Annotated in this window: 20 protein-coding genes; 9 read left to right on the top strand and 11 right to left on the bottom strand. The window is 67.9% G+C overall.

Features of this window, described 5'->3' with window-relative positions; genetic code table 11:
- Positions 1 to 146 precede the first annotated feature (146 nt).
- A complete protein-coding gene (locus tag ACEL92_RS26640) occupies positions 147 to 917 on the top strand; it encodes an SDR family oxidoreductase (protein ID WP_374023541.1) in 771 nt (256 codons plus the stop codon).
- A gap of 28 nt (positions 918 to 945) precedes the next feature.
- Positions 946 to 1,683 (top strand): DUF899 domain-containing protein, encoded by a 738-nt coding sequence (locus ACEL92_RS26635; RefSeq protein ID WP_374023540.1) that lies wholly within the window; start codon positions 946 to 948, stop codon positions 1,681 to 1,683.
- A 100-nt stretch (positions 1,684 to 1,783) separates the two neighbouring features.
- Here ACEL92_RS26635 and ACEL92_RS26630 read toward each other — a convergent pair whose 3' ends face one another.
- Complete coding sequence (locus ACEL92_RS26630; protein WP_374023539.1) at positions 1,784 to 2,008, bottom strand: hypothetical protein; 225 nt, start codon at positions 2,006 to 2,008, stop codon at positions 1,784 to 1,786.
- A gap of 59 nt (positions 2,009 to 2,067) precedes the next feature.
- Entirely contained in the window at positions 2,068 to 2,427 is a 360-nt protein-coding gene (locus tag ACEL92_RS26625; RefSeq protein WP_374023538.1) for a nuclear transport factor 2 family protein, read from the bottom strand.
- 101 nt (positions 2,428 to 2,528) lie between these two features.
- On the opposite strand from ACEL92_RS26625, the gene ACEL92_RS26620 reads away from it, so the two are divergent.
- Complete coding sequence (locus ACEL92_RS26620) at positions 2,529 to 3,395, top strand: rhomboid family intramembrane serine protease (protein ID WP_374023537.1); 867 nt, start codon at positions 2,529 to 2,531, stop codon at positions 3,393 to 3,395.
- A complete protein-coding gene (locus tag ACEL92_RS26615; protein WP_374023536.1) occupies positions 3,392 to 3,853 on the top strand; it encodes an SRPBCC family protein in 462 nt (153 codons plus the stop codon). Before ACEL92_RS26620 ends, ACEL92_RS26615 begins: the two co-directional genes overlap by 4 nt.
- 14 nt (positions 3,854 to 3,867) lie before the next feature.
- Here the strand turns inward: ACEL92_RS26615 and ACEL92_RS26610 are convergent, their stop codons facing one another.
- From ACEL92_RS26610 to ACEL92_RS26580, 7 genes are read right to left on the bottom strand one after another with little or no spacing between them, the layout of a single operon-like run.
- Positions 3,868 to 5,304 (bottom strand): aldehyde dehydrogenase family protein, encoded by a 1,437-nt coding sequence (locus ACEL92_RS26610; protein WP_374023535.1) that lies wholly within the window; start codon positions 5,302 to 5,304, stop codon positions 3,868 to 3,870.
- 25 nt (positions 5,305 to 5,329) lie between these two features.
- A complete protein-coding gene (locus ACEL92_RS26605) occupies positions 5,330 to 7,048 on the bottom strand; it encodes a thiamine pyrophosphate-binding protein (RefSeq protein WP_374023534.1) in 1,719 nt (572 codons plus the stop codon).
- A gap of 27 nt (positions 7,049 to 7,075) precedes the next feature.
- Positions 7,076 to 8,242, bottom strand: a complete 1,167-nt coding sequence (locus ACEL92_RS26600) for a CaiB/BaiF CoA transferase family protein (protein WP_374023533.1) — start codon at positions 8,240 to 8,242, stop codon at positions 7,076 to 7,078.
- Entirely contained in the window at positions 8,235 to 9,185 is a 951-nt protein-coding gene (locus tag ACEL92_RS26595) for an SDR family NAD(P)-dependent oxidoreductase (protein WP_374023532.1), read from the bottom strand. The genes ACEL92_RS26600 and ACEL92_RS26595 overlap by 8 nt, the downstream gene beginning before the upstream one ends.
- Positions 9,182 to 11,029 (bottom strand): flavin-containing monooxygenase, encoded by a 1,848-nt coding sequence (locus tag ACEL92_RS26590; protein WP_374023531.1) that lies wholly within the window; start codon positions 11,027 to 11,029, stop codon positions 9,182 to 9,184. Before ACEL92_RS26590 ends, ACEL92_RS26595 begins: the two co-directional genes overlap by 4 nt.
- Before the next feature lie 5 nt (positions 11,030 to 11,034).
- Complete coding sequence (locus tag ACEL92_RS26585; protein WP_374023530.1) at positions 11,035 to 12,411, bottom strand: SRPBCC family protein; 1,377 nt, start codon at positions 12,409 to 12,411, stop codon at positions 11,035 to 11,037.
- Entirely contained in the window at positions 12,408 to 13,256 is an 849-nt protein-coding gene (locus ACEL92_RS26580) for an SDR family NAD(P)-dependent oxidoreductase (RefSeq protein ID WP_374023529.1), read from the bottom strand. The genes ACEL92_RS26585 and ACEL92_RS26580 overlap by 4 nt, the downstream gene beginning before the upstream one ends.
- 219 nt (positions 13,257 to 13,475) lie before the next feature.
- Here ACEL92_RS26580 and ACEL92_RS26575 point away from each other — a divergent pair, with 219 nt between their 5' ends.
- The 4 genes from ACEL92_RS26575 to ACEL92_RS26560 are packed head-to-tail and all read left to right on the top strand — an operon-like array spanning position 13,476 to position 18,227.
- Positions 13,476 to 15,089: an SMP-30/gluconolactonase/LRE family protein gene (locus ACEL92_RS26575; RefSeq protein WP_374023528.1), complete on the top strand. Its 1,614-nt coding sequence runs from the start codon at positions 13,476 to 13,478 to the stop codon at positions 15,087 to 15,089.
- Positions 15,089 to 15,829, top strand: a complete 741-nt coding sequence (locus tag ACEL92_RS26570) for a GntR family transcriptional regulator (protein WP_374023527.1) — start codon at positions 15,089 to 15,091, stop codon at positions 15,827 to 15,829. The genes ACEL92_RS26575 and ACEL92_RS26570 overlap by 1 nt, the downstream gene beginning before the upstream one ends.
- A gap of 9 nt (positions 15,830 to 15,838) precedes the next feature.
- Positions 15,839 to 17,452 (top strand): AMP-binding protein, encoded by a 1,614-nt coding sequence (locus ACEL92_RS26565; RefSeq protein WP_374023526.1) that lies wholly within the window; start codon positions 15,839 to 15,841, stop codon positions 17,450 to 17,452.
- 1 nt (position 17,453) lies between these two features.
- The gene (locus tag ACEL92_RS26560; RefSeq protein ID WP_374023525.1) at positions 17,454 to 18,227 is read left to right on the top strand and encodes an SDR family NAD(P)-dependent oxidoreductase; all 774 of its coding nucleotides are present in this window, start codon (positions 17,454 to 17,456) and stop codon (positions 18,225 to 18,227) included.
- 11 nt (positions 18,228 to 18,238) lie between these two features.
- Here the strand turns inward: ACEL92_RS26560 and ACEL92_RS26555 are convergent, their stop codons facing one another.
- The gene (locus ACEL92_RS26555; protein ID WP_374023524.1) at positions 18,239 to 19,258 is read right to left on the bottom strand and encodes a zinc-dependent alcohol dehydrogenase family protein; all 1,020 of its coding nucleotides are present in this window, start codon (positions 19,256 to 19,258) and stop codon (positions 18,239 to 18,241) included.
- Between the two features lie 360 nt (positions 19,259 to 19,618).
- On the opposite strand from ACEL92_RS26555, the gene ACEL92_RS26550 reads away from it, so the two are divergent.
- On the top strand, positions 19,619 to 21,622 hold the full coding sequence (locus ACEL92_RS26550; RefSeq protein WP_374023523.1) for an acyltransferase family protein: 2,004 nt from the start codon (positions 19,619 to 19,621) through the stop codon (positions 21,620 to 21,622).
- Here the strand turns inward: ACEL92_RS26550 and ACEL92_RS26545 are convergent.
- The gene (locus ACEL92_RS26545; RefSeq protein ID WP_374023522.1) at positions 21,619 to 22,278 is read right to left on the bottom strand and encodes an O-methyltransferase; all 660 of its coding nucleotides are present in this window, start codon (positions 22,276 to 22,278) and stop codon (positions 21,619 to 21,621) included. The two genes, ACEL92_RS26550 and ACEL92_RS26545, sit on opposite strands and share 4 nt — an antisense overlap.
- Positions 22,279 to 22,381 lie beyond the last annotated feature (103 nt).

Raw genomic sequence — 22,381 nt, 5'->3', positions numbered from 1 at the left:
GCCCCTCCTGTCTGGGCTGAGTTCGAACGCTACTCCAGTACAGAGACCGCGCCCGGCCGAAAATCATCGGCACAGCGGCGATGAATTCGCGGGCCGCGCCGCATCTCAATTGGTGAACGCACCTTTGGTTGAGAGCGAGGACGAACATGAACGAGCCACTGACATTCCCATCGGGTGGCCTGGCCGGCACCACGGCAGTCGTGACCGGGGCGAGCCGCGGGTTTGGCCGCGCCATCGCGGGCGCCCTGGCGGCGGCCGGGGCCGAGGTGGTCGGCGTCGCGCGCAGCGTTTCCGGCCTCGAGGACGCGCGCGCCGAGCTCGGCGACGGCTTCGTCCCGGTGGCCGCCGACGCCGCCGACCCTTCGACGGCGCAGCAGCTCATCGACGAATACCTGCCGCGCACGGTGGTTCTCTGCGCCGGGGCCGCGCCCCACATGGGCCCGCTGCAGGAGCAAAGCTGGCACAGCTTCAGCCAGAACTGGAATGTCGATGTCGCGCAAGCCTTTCACTGGACCCGCCACGCGCTGCGACGTCCACTGGCCCCGGGCAGCTCGGTGATCGTCATGTCCAGCGGTGCCGCCCTCGCCGGGTCACCCCTGAGTGGCGGCTACGCGGGGGCGAAGGCGGCGGTCCGGTTCATCGCCAGCTACGCGGCCATCGAGTCGCAGCGGGCCGGGTTGGGCATCCGTTTCGTGTCCGTCCTGCCGCGGTTGACGCCGGCGACGGACCTGGGCGCCAAAGCGGTCGCGGCGTACGCCGAACGGCAAGGGGTTGACGTCGACTCGTTCGTGCGGACCGCCGGGCCCGCGCTCACCGCCGAGCAGGTGGGCCGCTCGGTGCTGGCCATCGCCACCGAGGACACTGCGACACCGGACGCGTACCTGCTCACATCAGCCGGCCTGGCTGCGGTGGCCTGAGACCGCGAAACCCAAGGAGGACAACGACATGCACACGCCCCCTATCGTGTCGGCCCGGGACTGGGCCGCCGCGCGCGAACAGCTGCTGGGGAAAGAAAAGGAAGTGATGCGGGCCCACGACGCCCTGGCGGCGGCCCGGCGGCGGATGCCCTGGCTGGCCGTCGAGCGGGAGTACGCGTTCGAGGGACCCGAAGGCCCGGTCAGCCTGTTGGGTTTGTTCGGGGGCCGGCGTCAGCTGATCGTCTACCGCGCTTTCTTCGAGCCGGGCGTGGACGGCTGGCCCGACCACGCGTGCCGCGGCTGCTCGATGATCGCCGACCATGTGGGGCACCTCGCCCACCTGAACGCCCGCGACACCACCCTGGTGTTCGCTTCCCGGGCGCCACAAGCCGACATCGCCCGGCTCAAGGCGCGGATGGGTTGGCAGATGCCGTGGTACACGATCACCGATGGCTTCGACGCCGACTTCGGCGTGGACGAATGGCACGGCACGAACGCGTTCATCCGCGACGGTGACCGCGTGTTCCGCACCTACTTCATCAACAACCGGGGTGACGAAGCGCTGGGCAACACCTGGAGCTACCTCGACATGACCGCGCTCGGGCGCCAGGAATCGTGGGAGGACTCGCCCGACGGGTACCCGCAAACCGCGCCGTACGAGTGGTGGGAATGGCATGACGCGTACGGCGAGCGGCCGCCGTCGCGGTGGTTCGGCGATCCCGATCCCGACAATCCCAACGACCCGCGGCCGGCGCGCGGGCGCTAAATACGCCCGACCGATATTCGTCGTTTTGAGCCCGAATAACACGAATGCGCGGTAGCCGTCCAACGGCTACTCGCGCAATATTCGGCCGAGCAAATTCAGGCTATAAGATTCGGTGGTTCGCCCTGTTGACGTGGTATCCCGCGGGGAAGGACTTCTCGATGACCTGCAGTTGGTGGTCCACCCTGGATTCGAGCTCGAGCACCACGCAGCTGTCGCCGACGGCCTTCGATTCGAGGACTATGTACCGCTGGCCGCGATCCATGATCGGATCACCTGAGTGCAATGTTTCGACGGGCACCAATTCCGGGCTTCCGTTTGATTCCACCCATCACACGCTAGGTCAAATTCGCGGATGAGGGAATAGTTTCGGTTCGCCCGGGCGATTCACCGCGCGGCGGGCTGCTTGAAGAAGACGCTGACGTGAGAGATGAGTCCGTCGTCGCCCCGCTCGAAGAGGATGCACTCGGGCCACCGCTTGTCGTCGCCGTCGATCACGAATGACTCCGTCAGCTCCACGTACGACAGGTGAGTGTCGACATGCGAGACCCGCTGCACCTCCAGCCGGTGGCCATCCAGGTTGGTCAGGACCTTGCGCAGATAGGCGACGTAGTGCTGCTTGCCCTCGACGACATCGCAGAACGGGCCCTCGCGGATCAACCCGTCGTCGGCGATCGTCGCGGCAAGGCCGTCCCAGTCGTGTGCGGCCAAGCACTCCAGGTAGCGCTCGACCACTCCGGCGCTCATCTCGACTCCACGCAGAAAACAGTAGGCGCACTGGGGGTGCGTAGAAAACAGGTTCGCCAAAGCGCTGCGCCGGGCCCGGCGGCGCGGGCCAGAATAGGGCGATGAGCGCGCCCAGCACACCGGATTCGCCGCCCGCGGCTCCGAGTTGCTATCGGCATCCGGGCCGCCCGACATACGTCCGTTGCAACCGCTGCGAGCGCTACATCTGCGGCGACTGCATGCGCAGCGCCGCCGTCGGTCACCAGTGCGTGGCGTGCGTCCGGGCTGGAGCGCGGACGGTGCGGCAGCCCCGCACCCGGTTCGGCGGGCGGCAGCGGTCGGCGACCCCGGTGCTCACCTTCGTCCTGATCGGCATCAACGTGCTGGCCTTCGTGGCGCAAATGGCGTCGGGGAACCTGGAGAAGCAGCTCGCGCTGTGGCCCGCGGCCGTCGCCGACGGCCAGTTCTACCGCCTGGTGACGTCGGCGTTCCTGCACTATGGCGCCACGCATCTGCTGTTGAACATGTGGGCGCTGTATGTGGTGGGCCCGCCCCTCGAAATGTCGCTGGGCCGGCTGCGTTTCGGGTCGCTGTACGCGCTGAGCGGGCTGGGCGGTTCGGTGCTGGTCTATCTGGTATCACCGCTCGACACTGCGACGGCGGGCGCCTCGGGCGCGATCTTCGGCCTGTTCGGCGCCACCTTCGTGGTGGGCAAGCGGCTGGCCTCCGACGTCCGCTGGGTGGCGGCGGTGATCGCGGTCAACCTGGCCTACACGTTCCTGGTGCCGTTGTTCAGTTCGCAACGCATCAGCTGGCAGGCGCACGCGGGTGGGCTGGTCACGGGTGTGCTGGTCGCCGCGGCCTACGTTTACCCGCCGAGGGAGCGCCGCAACGGGATTCAGGCCGCGGTCACCATCATCGTGCTGGCGGCGTTCGCCGTGCTGATCTGGTGGCGGACGGGGCAGCTGCTCCTAGAGTTCTCGGCATGACCTGGTGGGTCGCGCACGCGGAGCGCACGTTGACGGAGGAGGTGCCCGCGCCCCCGGGCGAGGTCCGCGACTTCTATGTGGATCTGGACAACATCAAGCTGGTGCACCCGCTGATCGTGTCCGTGGAGATGTTGTCGCGCGGCGAAACCCCCGACGGGGTCACCGTCAGCTATCGGGTGCGGGACCGGATCCCGTTGGGGGCCTTAAGGATGACGATCACCTACCGGGCTCGGCTGCAGGTGCCGGCGAAGGGCGACGTGCTGACGGAGGCGGACCAGTCGCCGGGGGTACGCCTGCGCGGGCGGGTCAGCTTCGAACCGACCGCTACGGGCACGCGCGTCACCGAGCGAATCCGGATCGCGGCGCCCCGGCCGCTGGCGCCCATCACCACTCGCGAAGCCGTCAAGGCGCACATCGCGATGCTGGCCGGCATCCGCCGCCACTTCCAGACCGGCTGATCAGCGCGGCGCCGCTACTGGCCGCCCTTCTCCGGCGCGTAGCCCAAGATGCTCTTGACCTCCAGGTACTCGTGGAACCCGAACTCGCTCCACTCCCGGCCGTTGCCGCTGCGCTTGTAGCCGCCGAACGGCGCGCTCATGTCGAACGCGTGGTTGATGGTCACCCAGCCGGCCCGGATACGCCGCGCCACCGCGCGCGCCTTGTCGAGGTCGGCCGCCGAAACGTAGCCCGCGAGGCCATAATCGGTGTCGTTGGCGATATCGACGGCCTGGTCGAGGTCGTCGTAGCCGAGCATGCACAACACCGGCCCGAAGATCTCCTCCCGTGCGATCGTCATGTCGTTGGTGACGTTCGCGAAGACGGTCGGCCGAACGTAGTAGCCGTTGGTCAGCCCGTCCGGCCGGCCCGGGCCGCCGGCGACCACGGTCGCACCCCCATCGATGCCGCTCTGGATGAGACGTTGCACCTTGTCGAACTGCGCCTTGGACGCCACGGGCCCGATCGCGGTCTTGTCGCCGGGGTCGCCGACCTTCACCTGCCCGGCGGTCTCCCGCGCGATCGCGATGGCCTCGTCCATGCGTGCGTTCGGAATCAGCATGCGCGACGGCGCATTACAACTTTGTCCTGAGTTCGGCATCATGTTGGCGATGCCGGCCCGCACGCTGTCGGCGAAGCCGGGGTCGTCGAGGACGATGTTGGGGCTCTTGCCGCCCAACTCCTGGGTCACCCGCTTGACCGTCGGGGCGGCGGTCTTCGCCACCTCGATCCCGGCGCGGGTGGAGCCGGTGAACGACACCATGTCGATGTCGGGGTGGCCCGCAATCGCCATGCCCACGCCGGGGCCGTCACCGTTCACCAGGTTGAACACCCCGGCCGGCACGCCTGCGGCGTCGAGGATCTCGGCGAAGATGTAGGCCGAAAACGGTGCCACCTCGGACGGTTTCAGGATCATCGTGCAGCCCGTCGCCAACGCCGGATACACCTTGACGGCGATCTGGTTCAGCGGCCAGTTCCACGGCGTGATCAGCCCGCAGACGCCGATGGGCTCCCTGGCGATCAGCGCCGCCCCGTGCTGTTCCTCGAAGGGAAAATTCTTCAACACATCGATCGCCGTGACCAGGTGACCGATCCCGAGTTGCACTTGGGGGCCTGCGGCCAACGACGGCGGCGCGCCGATTTCCTCGGTCACCGCATCGGCGAGCTCGCCCGCGCGTCGCTGGTATTCGGCAAGGATGGCCTCCAGCAGTTCCAGCCGCTGTTCGCGGCTGGACTGTGACCAGTCGGCGAAGGCTCGCCGGGCCGCGCTCACCGCCGCATCCACATCCTCGGATGACCCGAGCGAGATCCTTCCCGAAACCTGTTCGGTTGCCGGGTTTTCGACGTCAAAACTGTTGGGCCGGGCCGGGTCAACCCACTGCCCGTCGATGTAGAACTTCAGGTAATCGCGCATGGCTCCTCCTTCGGGGATCCTTCAACTACTGGGTGCCTTCGGCGTACCAGGTGCGGAATTCGTCATATTTCGGCATCTCCTCGGAGTTCGCCTTGGGGTCGATGCAGACGTGGACGACGGCGGCCTTGCCGCTCGCATAGGCCCGCTCGATCGCCGGACCGATCTCCTCCTCCTTCTCGACGAACTCGCCGTGGCAGCCGAAGCCCTCGGCCACCTTGTCGAGACGGACGTCCTTGCTCCAGTGCACGCCGGGCTGCGGCGACGGCTGGGCGAAGGTGCGCTTGTAGACGCCGACCTCCAGGCCCCACTGGTGGTCGACGCCGACCACGCATACCAGCGGAAGCCGCTGTCGCGCGGCAGTTTCCAACTCGGCGATGTGGAACAGGAACGCCGAGTCACTGGTCACCAGCATCACCGGGCGCTTACCGCCGTCGGCGACGGAGGCCCCTACCGCGTACGGCAAGCCGGTGCCGAGGTGGCCGAAGTTCTGGTTCCAGATGACGTCGCGCGGTTTGGCCTGCGAGTAGGTCCAACCGAAGATCACGGTCGCCCCGCCGTCGCGGACCATGATGCCGTCCTTGGGGAACGCCCGGGTGGCCTCGACGACGAACCGCGCCGGATGCACCGGCGTCCGTCCCGACGGCGCGTTCTCCGCGAGCTGCGCCAGTTCCGCCGCGTCGTCGGCGATCCAGCGGTCGAGGTCGGCCTTGGCGGCGGCCGAAGCCTTACGCGGGTTGCCGCGAAGCGCGTCCACCAGCTGAGGCACCACACCGCGAAGGTCGCCGACCAGTGGGACATCGATCGGGCGGTTGACCCCGATGGCCGCCGGATCCTGTTCGACCAGAATCCATTTGCGCTTCGCGTCGTTCTGCGCCCAATGGCGTGTCCTGCCGTAGTGGCTAGGCTCGCCGAGCTCCGTGCCGAGTGCCACGCACAGGTCTGACTTCACCACCGCCTCGACGGCCGCGGGCGAGAACCCGTAGGCGAAGGTGCGGTCCTCGAGGCCCTCGATGAACGACGTGCCGCCCGAGGTCTGGATCGCCGGGCACGCCATGAGGTCGGCCAGTTCGCGGACCGCCGCGCCGGTGCGCGACGTGTGCACCCCGTGACCGACCAACAGGATCGGGCTCTCGGCCGCCCGGATCAGCTTTGCCGCCTCGGCCACCTCGCGCTCACCGGCGGTCTGGTTGACCAATCGATACCTGTTGGGCGGCAGCGGATCCGGCACGTCGAGCTCGGAGAGGATGACGTGCGACGGGTACTCGATGTAGGCCGGGCCGGGCGTGCCGGACATGGCCCGGCGGATCGCCTCGTGAATGATTTCATCGGTCTGGTCGGCGTACTCGATCGAGGCGCTGTACTTGACCGAGGGCGCGAAGAGCGGTTCCTGCCGGACGAATTGAATCCGGCCGCGTCGGACCCGGCGCTCGGTGATGCGGGCCCGCTGGCCGCCGATGAAGATCACCGGCGAGTTCTCCACCTTCGCGCACTGGATGGCCCCCGCGATGTTGGCCATGCCCGGTCCGAGCGTGCCGATGCACAGGCCGGGGTTACCGGTCATCCGCGACGCCGCTTCGGCCATGAATCCCGCGCTCAGTTCGTGATGCGGTGCGACCACCGACCAGCCCCGAGCATCCGCCTCGGCGAACATGTGCACGAAGTTCGGGTCCGGGATGCCGAACAGGGTATTGACCCCCTCGGCCTCGAACAGGTCCAGAATGCGCTTGTAGACGGGCACACCCATGGTCAAGACTCCTCTGTGGTTTGACGGTCAGCCGGTCGATTTCACGTCGGTCGCGAGCCGCAGTTCGTCCAGGATCTGCGTGGTGTCGGCGCCGAGCTCGGGGGCCGGGCCCGCGACCCGGCCCGGCGTTCGCGAAAACCAGGTGGGGACGCCCGGGAAGCGCACCGGACCATGCGGGGTGTCCACGGTCTCGAACATGCCGACGGCGTTGAGATGCGGGTCGTCGAACAGCGCGCCAGGCGTGTTGAGCGGTGCGGCCGGTATCTCGAGGTCGCGAAACAGCGCCAACCATTCCTCGGTCGAGCGCTGTTTCATCGTCTCGGCTAATAAGCCGTAGACGGCGTCGATCTGGCGTGCGCGCTGCTCCAGCGTCGAATACGAGCCATTGGCCCACGGCGGCTGCACGGCGTCGATGAAGGCGTTCCAGTGCTTGTCGTTGTAGATCAACGCGGCGATGTAGCCGTCGCTGGTGCGATACGGGCGGCGGTTGGGCGCCACGGTGCGCGGATACACGGCCGGCCCCAGCGGGGGGTCGAACATGGCGCCGTTGGCGTGTTCGACGAGCATGAACGAGGCCATGGTTTCGAACATCGCGACCTCGACCTCTTGCCCCTCCCCGGTGCGCTCCCGGTGGAACAACGCCATGGTCGTCGCGTACAGCGCGGTCAGGCCGGCGACCTTGTCGGCCATGATGGTCCCGACGTAGTCGGCCTCGCCCGTCAGCTGCTGTTGCACCGCGGGCAGGCCGCACTCGGCTTGGATGGTGTCGTCGTATGCGGGCCGATCCCGTTCGGGTCCACGCCTGCCGTAGCCGTAGCAATTGGTGTAGACGATCCGCGGGTTGAGCGCGGCGACCTCGGGGTAGCCGAAACCCAGCTTGGCGATCGCCTTGGCGCGCATCGAATGGATGAAGACGTCCGCCGTCTCGAGCAGCGCGCGCAACGCTGCCGCGCCGGTGTCGGTTCGCAGGTCGAGCACCACGCTGCGCTTGCCGCGGTTGACGTTGACGAACACGCCACTCATGCCGGGCGCCGGGCCCACCGAGATGTAGCGGGTGTTATCCCCTTCCGGTGGTTCGACTTTGATCACATCGGCGCCCATGTCGGCCATGATCTGCGTGCAGTACGGTCCCATCACCATGGCGGTGAGGTCGATCACCCGCACCCCGGCGAGTGGGCCCGTCGCATCAGCCATGCAGGGCTCCTTGATCGCTTGAGCGGTGCGCCAATTCGAAGCTGTAGCGAATGTGCCGGTCGTGCCCGTCGGGTGTGACCGGAAAGATCAACGGCGCCTCCACGTAGCGGATCGCCTCCAGGTGCCGGCCGACGTCTTCGACCGTCCACGAGGGCCGGTAGACGCCGGGGCTTTCGGCGACGACCGCCCGCGCCACCCGACCCGCCAGGGCGATGAACACCTCCCCGGTCACCGAGCACGACTCGTGCGCGAGCCAGCCGACCACGGGCGCAACGAGTTCCGGGCCCATCGGCGGGTAGGCGGAGACATCGATGCCGTCGGCCATCCGGGTCACCGCCGCCGGGACGATGACGTTGCACGTCACACCCTCGCCGGCGCCTTCGAGCGCCGCGACGTTGGCCAGCCCGATGACGCCGGCCTTCGCGGCCGCATAGTTGGCCACACCCCGGTTGCCGTACAGGCCGCCGATCGACGACGTCAACACGATGCGCCCGTAGCCCGCCCGGCACATGAGCGGAAAGGCCGGCCGGACAACGTGGAACGCGCCGCGCAGGTGGACGTCGAGCACCGCGTCGAAATCCTCGTAGCTCATGTCCTTGAGCGACCCGCGGCGGACGTTGCCGGCGTTGTGGATGAGGATGTCGACGCGGCCGTAGCGCTGCACGGCCGTCTCGATGATCGCTTCACCGCCTTCGCGGGTCGCGACCGACGCGGTTGAGGCGACCGCTGTACCGCCCGCCGTCGTTATCTCGGCCGCGACGCGCTCGGCCGGGCCGGGATCGGTGCCCTCCCCGGTCAGGCCGCCGCCTGGATCGTTGACCACGACCTTCGCGCCCCGCGCGGCGAGCAGTTGGGCGTATGCGCGGCCCAGTCCGCGACCGGCGCCGGTCACCACGGCGACGCGGCCGTCGAATCTCAGTTCTGCGGACAAGGTCTCGTTCACGTCCCCAGGACCAGACCTTCCAGGTGGCCCTTGTCCCGCCAGACGCGCAACAGGTCGTCGAAGGCATAGAAGCCGGGGCCGTAGGGCTCACCCAGGTGGGACCGGATTCCCTCTCCGCCCCCGCCGCCCTCGTTGTTGTAGTAGCCGGGTGTGCATTGAGCGTCGAACGCCGAGTTGTCGACCGCCGTCTCGCGGATCGTCTGGCACCAGGCATCCTGGGCCTCCTGGCTGGGCTCGACGGTGCTCACACCGCGCGCCAGGGCCTCGGCGATGATGTAGGCGATGTGTTCGCCCTGCACCTCGTAGTTGGCGGCGATGTTGGCGGAAATGCCGACCTGGGTGAACCCGGTATAGAACTGGTTGGGAAACCCGCGGCTGGTCATGCCGTGCAACGTCTTGTACCCGTCGCGCCAGTAGTCGAACAGCGATAGCCCGTCGCGTCCCTGGATCGTCTCGATCGAGTAGCGCCTGCTGATTTCGGTGGTGATCTCGAATCCGCTGGCGTAGATGATGCAGTCGACCTCGTACTCGACACCGTTTGCGAGAAGGCCCTTTTCGGTGGCGCGCTCGACCCCCTTGCTCGACGACACGTCGACCAGCGTGACGTTGGGCCGGTTGAACGTCGCCAGGTAATCGTCGTTGGAACACGGCCGCTTGCACAGGAACCGGTAGTAGGGCTTCAGGGCCTCGGCGGTCGCCTCGTCCTCGACGATCGCCTCGACGCGCCGGCGCAGCCGTTCCATGACCTTGTAGTCTTCCTCCTCCCGGATCGCCATGAACTGTTCGGGAGTCAGGGCCGCCGGATCGTCCAGCGCGAGAACCCGGGCCGCGGTGTTGCGGCCGAGCTCGGTCCAGAAGTCGCACACCAGATCCGGCTGACCGAGCGCCATGCCCTCGAAGGTCCACGAGTGGAAGTTGCGCTGACGTTCCTTCTGCCAGCCCGGTTTGAGCGTCTTGACCCACTCTGGATCGGTCGGTGTGTTGTTGCGGGCGTCCACGGTCGACGGCGTGCGCTGGAACACGTAGAGGTGTCCGGCGTGGCGCGCCAGGAACGGCACGATCTGGATGCCGGTGGCGCCGGTGCCGACCACGGCCACGCGCTTGTCGGCCAGTTTGTCCAGTCCGCCCCGGGCGTCGCCGCCGGTGTAGGCGTAATCCCACCGCGACGAATGGAAGCTGTGTCCTTTGAAGTCTTTGATGCCGGGAATTCCGGGCAACTTCGGCCGGTGAAACGGGCCGGAGGCCATCACGACGAAGCGGGCGCGGATGTCGTCGCCGCGGTTGGTGCCGATGCGCCAGCGTTTGATGTCCTCGTCCCACCGCAGATCGTGCACCTGGGTGGAGAAGATCGCCGAGTCGTAGAGGCCGAAATGCTTGCCGATGTTGCGGCAGTGCTGGTAGATCTCGGCGCCGTCGGCGAACTTCTTCGACGGCATGAAATCGAGCTCTTCCAGAAGCGGTATGTAGCAGTAGGATTCGTTGTCGCATTGGATGCCTGGATAGCGGTTCCAGTACCAGACGCCGCCGAAGTCACCGCCGAGCTCGATGACCCGCACGTCGTCGACGCCCGCCTTGCGCAGGTAGGCCGCCGACAGTAGGCCGCCGAAGCCGCCCCCGAGCACCGCGACGTCGATGTCCTCGTTGATCGGGTCCCGGGGCGTCACGGGCGTGTACGGGTCCACCTCGTAGTAGCCGGCGAAGTCGTCTTCGAGTTCGATGTACTGCTTGGAACCCTCGGTGCGCAGCCGCTTTTCGCGCTCCCGCCGATACTTTTCACGCAGCGCCTCGATGTCGATGTCGTCGGGCGTCTGCGTCGGCCCGCAATCGTTTCCGAACATGGTCATGTATCTCAAAGCTCCCGCGGTGCGCCGGTACCCATGTATTTCGACAGTTGGTAGTGCAGATTGACGGTGCTGCGTTCGCGGTACGGGTTGGGCTTGGTGCCGCCGAAGCCCAGCGATTTCATGCCCTGCTGCACGGCGGCCATGTTGGAGAAATCCTGTGGCAGGACCGATCGCCACCTGGGGTCGCCGACCGGTGTGTACTCCCACTCCGTCTGCGGCTCTTGGCCTTTCGGATACAGCTCGAAGACCGACACCTCGAAGATGCATTTGTCGGGGTTGTAGCTGGGGTGCGGTCGCGCGCCGTAACACAGCGCGCTGGTCAGGCCCTGTCCGATTTGGAAGTTCGGGAAGATCTGCCACGCGGTGCCGGCCTGCCCCAGGATGTCGGCGGGAATCGTCGGCCAGGTGACGCCGCGGGCCTCGTCGTCGCGCCGCGCGGACGCCAGCCAGTGCTCGAGGACCTTGTCGGCCGGTGTCCCCTCGGGCAACTCGTCGACCAGCCGTTTGGCGGCGTTCACCAGGGTTTGCGTGGTGGTGGCGTTGGTCTCCTCCATCGTGTACACCTGCATCTCCGCGGTCGACACGCGCGGGTCGGTGCCAGTGCCGAGGCGGATCTTGGACTTGGTGGCCTCCATGTCGTCCGGAGCGTCATAGCCGATGTTGCTGTGTTTGCCCTGCGCCTTGGCCCAGCCCTTGAATTCGCCGAACTTGTTGAACTCGGGATGGGTGGTGTAGACGTGGTAGGTCTCGTTGAACGCCTCCAGCGCGACCTTCCAGTTGCAGTCGAAGGACAACCACTTGCGCCACTTGTAGCGCATGTTCTCCAGCCCGAAGGGGTCGAGGATTTTCGCTGCGGGGAACAGGTAATCGGCCAGCGGTTCGCAGTCGGGGTCCATGTTGACCCACAGCCACCCGCCCCAGCTGTCGACCTTGACGGGCCGCAGGTGGGTGTTGTCGGGTGTGAGCGCCTCTTGCCAGTCCTGTTGTTCGCGGATGTGGGTGCAAGCCCCGTCCAAACCGTAAGTCCAGCCATGGAATCCGCAGACGAACGACTTGCGGGCACGGCCGCGGGCGTTCTTCGCGCCTTGGGGTGTGTCGATCAGCCGGCGGCCGCGGTGCATGCACACGTTGTGGTGCGCCTTGAACTCGCTGGGTCCGGTGCGCACCACGATGATCGAGTCATCGAGGATGTCGTAGGTCAGATAGCTGCCCACGTCGGGCAGCTCTTCGACGCGCCCGACCTGCTGCCATACCTTCCGCCACAGTTTGTCGCGCTCGGCGCGGGCATAGTCTTCGGAGATGTAGGCCTCGACGCCGATGGTCACGGGTTGCGAGAGTTCCTCGGCCGCCGCGGCGTTCACGCCCTTGGCGAGGTCGGTCATCGCATCCTCCTAATTGCCGCGCGGAAGGATTCGTCCTTGAGGAACAACGAGGTGTTGTCGGCGTCGAGGTGACTCCACTTGAGGTCCAGCCCGCCGTCGACGAGCAGCGTCTGGCCGGTGATGTAGCTGGAGAGTTCCGACAGCAAAAACAGGATGGCGCCCGCCTGTTCCTCGGGCCGGCCGCGCCTGCCCATCGCGATCGCCCGCCGATCCCGGTCCGGGTCGGAGTCGACGTAGGTGCGCGAGGCGGCGGTCTCGGTGACGCCCGGTGCCACGGCGTTCACCCGTACCCCGGCCAGGGCCAGTTCGAGTGCCATGGTGCGGGTCATCGCGGCGATTGCGGCCTTGGCGGTGCCGTAGGCGATGTGGAAGGGCGCCGTGTTCATGCCGCTGATCGACGAGATCGACACGATCGATCCTGGCCGCTGCTGTGCCACCAGCTCGGCCGCCACGGCCTGGCTCATGAAAAACGCGGTCTCGAGGTTCGCGGCGAAGATCTCCCGCCAGTCGTCCCGCGTCACCCGGGTGGATGGCATCCACGTCGATGGCGCGGCGCCGCCGGCGACATTGACGAGTCCGTACAGGTTGCCCTCAGCGCGCCGGGCCTGGTCGATCACCGCGGCGATGCCGTCATCGGTCGACGCGTCGGCCGCGACGGGCACCACCGCCAGGCCCTGACCGGCCAGCGGGGCGATGTGCTCGTCGAGATTCTCCTTCGACCGGCTCACCGCGATCACGGTGGCGCCGGCCCGGGCGGCCATCGCCGTCACGGTGGTGCCGATCCCGCCGCCGCCGGCGCCGGAGACCACCACGATGCGACCGTCGAGTCTGAGGAAGTCCTCCATGGCCTGCTTTCCCCTGCTGCGAACACCGGCACGGGCGCAACGGGCTGTGCTGTCTTCTGGTCCGGACAAAATATGGCATTCTGACGCCCGGAGAATACTATTCCCATCGTCATACTGGACTGTCAAGGCCGACCCCACCGCGGCTGCGGGCTATTGTCTGGACTAAACGCAATTGATAACGTCCAGCCCTAACGGCCTACGGAAGGATCCCGGCGAGGCATGTCGATTTCACGGGCCACCCCGGCGGAGTCAGCACGGTATGCGGCCGCCCATCACCCGGCCGCCGTGGCGGAAGGCTGGCGCCTCGAACGGGTGACCGCTGCCAGCCGGCTGTTCGGCGCCAACGGATTGCGCACCGGCCCGGACGGTCGCGTCTACATCGCGCAGGTGACCGGCAGCCAGATCAGCGCACTGGATCCGCGCACCGGTCGGCTGGAAACCGTGAGCCCCAAGGGCGGTGACATCGTCGCCCCCGACGACGTCGCGTTCGACTCCGGCGGCAACCTGTACGCGACCGAGGTCATGGACGGCCGGGTCAGCGTGCTGGACGTCACCGGGCGAACGCGGGTGCTGCGTGACGATGTTCCGTCGGCCAACGGCATCACGTTTCACCGCGACCGGTTGTTCGTCGGCGAATGCCGTGAGGGTGGGCGGCTGCTGGAACTCGATCCGGCTGGCGGATCGTTGCGGGTGCTGCTGGCGAACGTCCCGTCACCGAACGCGATGGAGGTCGGGCCCGACGGCCTGTTGTACTTCCCGGTGATGGGCGCTAACGAGATCTGGCGCGTCGATCCCGACGGCGGCGAGCCGCAGTGTGTCGCAGCCGATCTCGGGGTGCCCGACTCCGTCAAGTTCGACTCCGGCGGCCACATCGTCTCGACTCAGGTCGCCAGCGGGCAGGTCCTCCGAATAGACCCGCGCAGCGGCGAGCGGCGGGTGCTGGCCCAGCTGAACCCGGGCCTGGACAACTGCACGTTGGTCGGCGATCGGGTGCTCGCATCCAACTTCACCGGCGAGGTCACCGAGATCGCGCCGAGCGGCCAGACGCGCACGGTGTTGCCCGGTGGGCTCAACTGGCCCCTGGACCTGGCCGTGGGCCACGACGGTGGGCTCTACGTCGCCGATGGCACCTACTGCTACGTCGTACTGCCGGACGGGTCGTTGCAAACCGTGGGCATGTTGTTCAGTCCCGGCTATCCCGGTTTCCTGCGAGGGATCGCGCCGAGCGGTCCCGGCGAGTTCATCGTGACGACCTCGGGCGGTCAGGTTGCCCGATACCGGCCTGCGGCCAGCGAAAGTGAGGTCCTGGCCGAGGGTTTCGACCAGCTCTACGGCGTCGCGGTCGGTCGCAACGGCATCGTCTTCGCCGAGCTGGGCACCGGGCGGGTCCTGTCGCTGGGACCGGGCGGCGTCGAGGTGCTGGCCACCGGCTTGCGGGAACCGGTCGGCATCGCGATCGGCCCGGACGGCGCGTGCCTGGTGGCGGAGGCCGGGCGGGTTGTCAGGGTGAGCGGATCCGGGAGCGACGTCGTGGCGGCCGACCTACAACGCCCGCAAGGCATTCTGGTGCGTGACGGCGTGCTCTACGTCGTCGACGCAGGGGCCAAGGAGCTGGTCGCCTTCGACCTGCACCGCCACGTCCGGCGCGTGATCGCCTCGGGCCTGCCGATCGGCCCACCGCCGGGTGTGGTGCCCAAACCCCTGAAAGGGCTGCCCCCCTTTTCCGGCCCGCAGGGCCCTTTCGCCGGCCTCACGTCCGCCCCCGACGGGACTCTCTACCTTTCGGCCGATGGCGAGGGCAGCGTCCTGGCTCTGCGCCGGGACGACCGCTGATGCCCCAGGCCATCGCGGGCGAGCACCGCTACCTTCAGATCGCCCGCACGCTGCGTAAGGAGATCGTCGACGGCGTCTATCCGGTCGGGTCCCAGCTGCCGACGGAGCATCAGCTCTGCGAGCGATTCGCGGTGAGCCGCTACACCATTCGCGAGGCGCTGCGCCGGCTGCGTGACGACAACCTCGTCGCGTCCCGGCCACGAGCGGGCACGCGCGTGGTCCCGCGTCCGGCATCCAGTTCGTATGCGCAGGACGCGATGTCGATCGACGACCTGCTGGTGTTCGCGGCCGGCGCGCGCCTGACCATCGAGTCGAACGCGATGGTGACCATCGACAACGACCTGTCCGCTCGAACCGGATTGCTCGCCGGCACACAGTGGTTGACCGTGCGCGGCTACCGCCAGGCCGACGGTGCCTCAGCGCCCCTGTGCCGAACGGAGTACTACATCAACCGTGATTTCGCGGCGGTCGGCAGGCTGCTGCAACGGCACGCCGGCCCGATCTTCCCGCTGATCGAGGACCTGTTTGGCGTCACCATCGCCGAGTTGCATCAAGAGATCGCCGCGGTGGTGCTCTCACCCGAGCTGGCCGACGGCCTCGGAGCCGAAACGGGCACGGCCGCACTACAGATGCAGCGCACGTACAAGACCTCTGATGGCGACGTCGCCCAGGTGACCATCAACACCCACCTGTCCTCGGACTTCCGGTACGCGATGACCATGCGCCGCGTGAAGGATTAGGTTGTTGCGGTGATCGCCCCGGCCCGTCAGGACCCCGCACGCGCGGCGGACGCATACCGGCGCGGCCTGTGGACCCATACCACGCTGGCCGATTCCCTGCTTGTTGCCGCAGCGACCACGCCGCGGCGTGTGGTGCTGGTAGACGGAAACATTCGGCTCGACGCTGCCACGCTCCACGCCCAGGCCACCGGGTTGGCGAACACCCTGCTGGCGCGGATGCCGGAGGGCAGCGTCGTGTCGTTCATGCTGCCGAACTGGCACGAGGCCGCGGTCATCTATCTGGCGGCCACCCTGGCCGGGATGGTGGTGAACCCGATCCTGCCGTCGCTGCGCGAACGCGAGCTGCGCTTCATCCTTCAAGACGTCGGCGCCACCATGATCTTCATCCCGCACCGGTTCGGCGGACACGACTATGCGGCGATGCTGGACGGCGTGACGGCCGGAATGGAGCGGGCCCCCGAAGTGGTGGTGCTGCGCGGCGCCGAAACGAGGCAAGCAGGCCCGCACACGCCCTACCCGGAGCTGCTGGCCCAGCGGCCGGGCGCGACACGGCTCCCGAGCCTGGATCCCGATGCCGTGCGGATGGTCCTCTACACCTCCGGTACCTCGGGGCGCCCGAAAGGTGTTCTGCACAGCCATAATTCGATTCATGCTCTGATCCGCCAGATCCGGGACCACTGGGACGTCAACCCCGGCGACGCGTTCCTGGTGCCGTCACCGGTCGCACACATCGGCGGATCGATCTATGCGTTCGAGTGTCCGCTGCTGCTGGGCACGTCCGCGGTCCTGATGGACCGCTGGGACCCGTCGGTGGCCGTGGCGCTGATGGACGGCGAGCGGTGCACCCACATGGCCGGGGCGACACCGTTTCTGCAACAACTGCTGTCGGCCGCCGAGCGCGCCGGCAGCCGGCTGCCCGCGTTGAAGGTGTTCATCTGCGGTGGCGCCGCCGTGTCGCCGTCACTGATCCGCCAAGCCGGCGCGTTTTTTAACCGGGCAGTGATCACCCGGGTGTACGGCTGCACGGAAGTGCCGGTCACGACGGTCGGTGCGCTGAGGCCAGACGAGGCCGCCCGCGCCGCCGACACCGACGGGCGCGCCGGCATCGCCGAGATCAAACTCGCCGCGCACCGGGCCGCGCCGACCGGCGAGGGCGAAATCTGCGTCCGGGGCCCGCAGATGCTGCTGGGCTACCTGCACGCCGAGGACGAGCGCGAATCATTCGACGCGGCAGGCTATTTCCGCACGGGCGACCTGGGCCGCTGGGTCGACGGCCAATATCTCGTGGTGACCGGCAGGGCCAAGGACGTCATCATCCGCAACGGCGAGAACATTTCGGCCAAGGAAGTCGAAGACTTGCTGGCCGATCATCCGGGCGTTGCCGAGATCGCGGTCGTGGGGTTACCCGACGACCGCACCGGAGAGCGCGCCTGCGCCGTGATCGTTCCCACGGGTTCGTCGCGGCCCGACGTCGGCAGCCTGCTTGCCCTGCTGCAGAGCAAGGGCGTCGCCAAATTCAAGGCGCCCGAACAGGTCGTCTTCTGGGACACGCTCCCGAAGAACGATGCGGGAAAGGTGCTCAAGCAGCAGATCAAGCTGGCGCTGGCGAAGGTAGATAGGTGATATGCAGGTCGCAATCGTTACGGGAGCAAGCAGCGGCATCGGCCTGGGGTGCGCGACGAAACTCGCCGAGCTGGGGATGGCGATCGTCGGCACGGCCCGGGATGAGGGCCGGCTGGCCGACCTGGAAACGTCCATCAACGATCCGAGCCGCGTCGCGACACTCGCGGTCGATCTGAGCGAAGACGACGCGCCGGGCCGCATCGTGGACCTCGCGGTCAGCCGCTGGGGTCACATCGACTTCCTGATCAACAACGCCGGGGTGGGCAGCCCCAAACCGCTGCACGAGACCGACGACGAAACACTGGACTATTTCCTGAGTTTGATGCTGCGGGCGCCGTTCAGGCTGGCGCGCGACGTGCTGCCGCACATGGGCCCCGGGTCGGCGATCATCAACGTCACATCGACGTTCGCCGTCGTCGGCGGCCTGCGCGGCGGGGCCTACTCGGCGGCCAAGGGAGGGTTGACCGCACTCACCACCCACATCGCCTGCCAGTACGGGGCGGCCGGCATCCGGTGCAACGCTGTCGCGCCCGGAGTGACGGTCACACCGATGGTCGAAAAGCGCTTGGAAGACGAGCGGTTCCGAAAAATCAACACCGAGATGACGCCGCATCAGCGGCTGGGGACCATCGATGACGTGGCCAGCACCGTGGCGTTCCTGTGTTCGGAGGGTGGCAGTTTCATCAACGGCCAGACGATCGTCGTCGATGGCGGCTGGAGCTCCACGAAGTATCTGTCGGATTTCGCGTTGAACTCCCGGTGGGTCGAGCGCTGAGCAGTCGGTCCTCAGACGGTGAGCAGCACCTTGACCGCGCGGCGTTCGTCCATCGCCTTGTAGCCCTCGGCGGCGTCCTTCAGCGGGAGGTTCAGGTCGAACACCTTGCCCGGGTTGATCTCTCCGTCCCAGATCAGCCTGATCAGCTCGGGCAGGAACCGGCGTACCGGGGCGAGACCGCCATGCAGGTGCACCATGGAGAAGAACAGCTCATCGCCGGGCAGCGCGACGTCGTGCGAGAGGCCGACGTAGCCCACGTGACCCCCCGGCCGCGTGCAGGAGATCGCCTGCATCATCGATTGCTGGGTGCCGACCGCCTCGACGACGCTGTGGGCGCCGAGGCCGTTGGTCAGGTCTTTGATCCTCGCCACGCCGTCGTCGCCGCGTTCTTCGACGATGTCCGTCGCCCCGAATTCGCGTGCCAACGCTTGGCGATCGCGGTGCCGGCTCATCGCGATGACCCGTTCGGCGCCGAGTTGCTTGGCGGCCAGGACGCCGAGCAGTCCGACCGCCCCGTCGCCGACCACCGTGACGGTCTTGCCGGGGCCCGCCTCGGCGGCCACCGCGGCGAACCAGCCGGTACCCAGCACGTCGGAGGCGGCCAGCAGGCTGGGGACCATCTCGGCGGGCGGCAGCTCGGGCGTGGCGACCAGGGTGCCGTCGGCCAGCGGGATGCGCGCGTACTGCGCCTGGGTGCCGATGTGGCCCATCAGCTCCGCGTGCACGCAGCGGCTCTGGTAGCCCGCCTGGCAGATCTCGCAGGTGTTGTCCGAGGCGACGAACGAGCCGACGACGAATTGGCCGGGCTTGACGTTGCGGACTTCACTGCCGACCTCTTCCACGATGCCCACGTATTCGTGTCCCATCGGTGCGTCGTGGACCTGGTCGGCGCCGCGGTATGGCCATAGATCCGAGCCGCAGATGCAGGTCGCCGACATCTTGATGATCGCGTCGGTCGGATGGATGATCTCGGGGTCGCCCCGGTCTTCGACTCGCACGTCACCCGGGGCATGCATCACGACGCCGCGCATTGGGGGGCCTTCCTCTGCATCATCGTTTGGTCGTTGTCGACCCTAGTCGCGACGCCCTGGCGCCGCGCGGGCGCCGGTGCTGCTCGCACACGTGCGCCCCTACGGCGGGCCGGCGCGCGCGGCGCCCAGCCCGGCCGCTCGAACTTCGCACGAAGTCGGAAAACCGTTGCGTGTCTTCCGGGCAAGCGCCACCGTCGCCCTTAAGCTGGCTCCGATCAAGAGGAGGGGCAGCGACGTATCGGCATCAACTGTGGCGCCGGGCGACAAAGTGGTCAGGGCGCGCTAACCGCGAGCGCTGAGCCGGGCGGGAGTCATCCCGCGCCGGCTCGTCGTGGTCGGCGGACCCGGTGGGTCGCTCCCGTGCGCAGGGCCGGTCGGCTGGCGATCTGGGACAAACCGGAGCGGCGCAACGGGATTCCGGCGCTCGACGGGCTGCGCGCGATCGCCGTCGCGCTGGTGCTGGTCGGGCATGGCGGCATCCCCGGGGTGGGCGGCGGATTCATCGGTGTCGACGTCTTCTTTGTGCTCAGCGGATTCCTGATCACCTCACTGCTCCTGGACGAGCTCGGCCGAACCGGCCGTATCGAGCTGACCGGCTTCTGGATTCGCCGGGCACGGCGGCTGCTGCCGGCCCTGGTGCTCATGGTGCTCACCGTGGGGGCGGCCCGCCAACTCCTTCCCGACCGCTCCCTCACCGGCCTGCGCGACGACGCGATCGCGGCGTTTTTGTGGATGGCGAACTGGCGGTTCGTCGCCCAGAAGACCGACTACTTCACACAGGGCGCCCCGCCCTCGCCGCTGCAGCACACCTGGTCACTCGGGGTGGAGGAGCAGTACTACTTCGTGTGGCCGGTGCTGCTGATCGCGGTGACGGTGCTGTTGGCCGCGCGCGCGAGGCGCCGCTTCACCCGCGCCACCGTCGGCGACGTCCGATTCGCGACGTTCGTCATCGCGACCGTGGGGGCCCTGGCTTCGGCGGCGATCGCCATGGTGATGGTGTCCGACGGCACCAGGGATCGCATCTACTTCGGCACCGATACCCGCGCACAGGCGCTGCTGACCGGCGCCGCGGCGGCGGCTCTGCTGGTCCGCGACTGGCCGTCGCTGAACCGCGGCTGGTGTCTGATCCGAACGCGTTGGGCGCGGCGCGTCGCCCGCGTTCTGCCGCTCGCCGGATTGGCCGGACTTGCAGCGGTGACCCACTACGCGACCGGGGCTAGCGGCGAATTCCGCCACGGTCTGCTCCTCGGCGTGGCGATCGCGTCCGTCCTCGTGGTGGCGCCGGTGGCCTTGGAGCAACGCGGGGCGGTCGCCCGCATCCTGGCCGCGCCGCCGCTGGTGTGGCTGGGCACCATCTCCTACGGCGTCTACCTGTGGCACTGGCCAATCTTCTTGGCGCTGAACGGCGAACGCACGGGGTGGACCGGGCTGCCGCTGTTCGCCGCGCGGTGTGGGGTGACGGTCGCGCTGGCCGCGGCATCCTGGTGGCTGATCGAGCAACCGATCCGGCGCTGGCGGCCGGCGCGGGTGCCGCTGTTGCCGTTGGCGGCGGCGACCGTGGCGAGCGCCGCCGCGGTGACCCTGCTGGTGGTCCCGGTGGGGACCGGGCCCGGCCTGCGCGAGGTCGGCCTGCCGCCGGGAGTTTCGGCGGTCGCCGCCGTGTCCCCGTCGCCGCCGGGCGGCAGCCGCCCCGCCGCTCCCCGCGATCCCAACCGGCCGTTCACCGTTTCGGTATTCGGCGATTCGATCGGGTGGACGTGGATGCATTACCTGCCGCCGACGCCGGGATTCGCGTTCCTCGATCACACCGTCATCGGCTGCAGCCTGGTGCGCGGCACGCCGTATCGGTACATCGGTCAAACCCTGGAGCAGAGGCCGGAATGCGACGGCTGGCCGCTCAGATGGTCGACGCAGGTTGCCCAGGATCAACCGGACGTCGCGCTGTTGGTCATCGGCCGCTGGGAAACGGTCGACCGCGTCAACGAGGGTCAGTGGACCCACATCGGTGATCCGACGTTCGACGCGTACCTCAACGGTGAGCTGGAACGGGCGCTGAACATCGCCGGTTCCACCGGCGCTCGAGTGGTGGTCGCCACCGTGCCGTACAGCAGGGGCGGCGAAAAGCCGGATGGGCGACTGTACCCGGAGGACCAGCCGGATCGGGTCAACTTGTGGAACACCATGCTGCGCAAGACGGTCGGCCATCACAGAGGCGTGCAGATTCTGGACCTGAATAAAAAGCTATGCCCGGACGGCGTCTACACCGCCAAGGTCGACGGCATCAAGGTTCGCAGCGACGGCGTCCACCTCACGCCCGAAGGGGTGAAGTGGTTGACGCCGTGGCTCGAGGAATCTCTGCGTTAAGACCCGGTGCGGCAGCTTATCTCCATGCTGTCGCTGTCCCGGACCGCGAAGTTGAAACTGACGTAACCGTTCTCGGGATCACGCACCCGGTCCAGATACGGTTGGGTGTCCGCGGCGTTGGCGTTGTCGGCGACCACCAACGCGCCCGTCGACAGCCGCGGCTCGAGCAGCTCGATCACCGGCAGGTACAGGTCCTTCCAACCGTCGAGCAAGACGAAGTCGACCGGTCCGTCCAGCGCGGCCAGCGTGGCCAGCGCGTCCCCTTCGAGGATCGTGATCACGTCGTCGAGGCCCGTCTGCGCGAATGTCTGCCGCGCGGCGGCGATCTTGGAGTCGTTGAGCTCGGTCGTCACCACCCGCCCGGCGCCGTTGTCGCGCACCGCCGACGCCAGGTGGACGGCGGAGATGCCGAACGACATGCCGAACTCGACGACCGTCGCCGGACGGGTCGCGCGCACCAGTGCGTAGAGCAACCGGCCGGCCTCGGGCGTGACCGGGATGTAGAACTCGCTCATCGCGTCGGCGCGCTCCTGCGCGGTCATCGGCCGGTCGAAGTCGGCGTGCCGCGCGCGCAACAGCGACATTTGGTCTTTCGCTTCGGTGTACATGCGGTCGAGCACGGACGCGACCTTCGGAGCTGTCAGAGTGTTGGCCATGCCGTCGAGGGTAGGCGTCGGCGGGGGAGCGAGCGGCCGCGCAGAGCTATCAGGGGCCACGACCTGCCGCAATGGTTACGCGATGCGTTTGACGGGCACCTGA

The organism is Mycobacterium hainanense, from assembly GCF_041890355.1.
Classification (GTDB): domain Bacteria; phylum Actinomycetota; class Actinomycetes; order Mycobacteriales; family Mycobacteriaceae; genus Mycobacterium; species Mycobacterium hainanense.
Note: the sequence above shows the minus strand (reverse complement) of the source record. Positions and strands in the feature narration are given on the sequence as shown.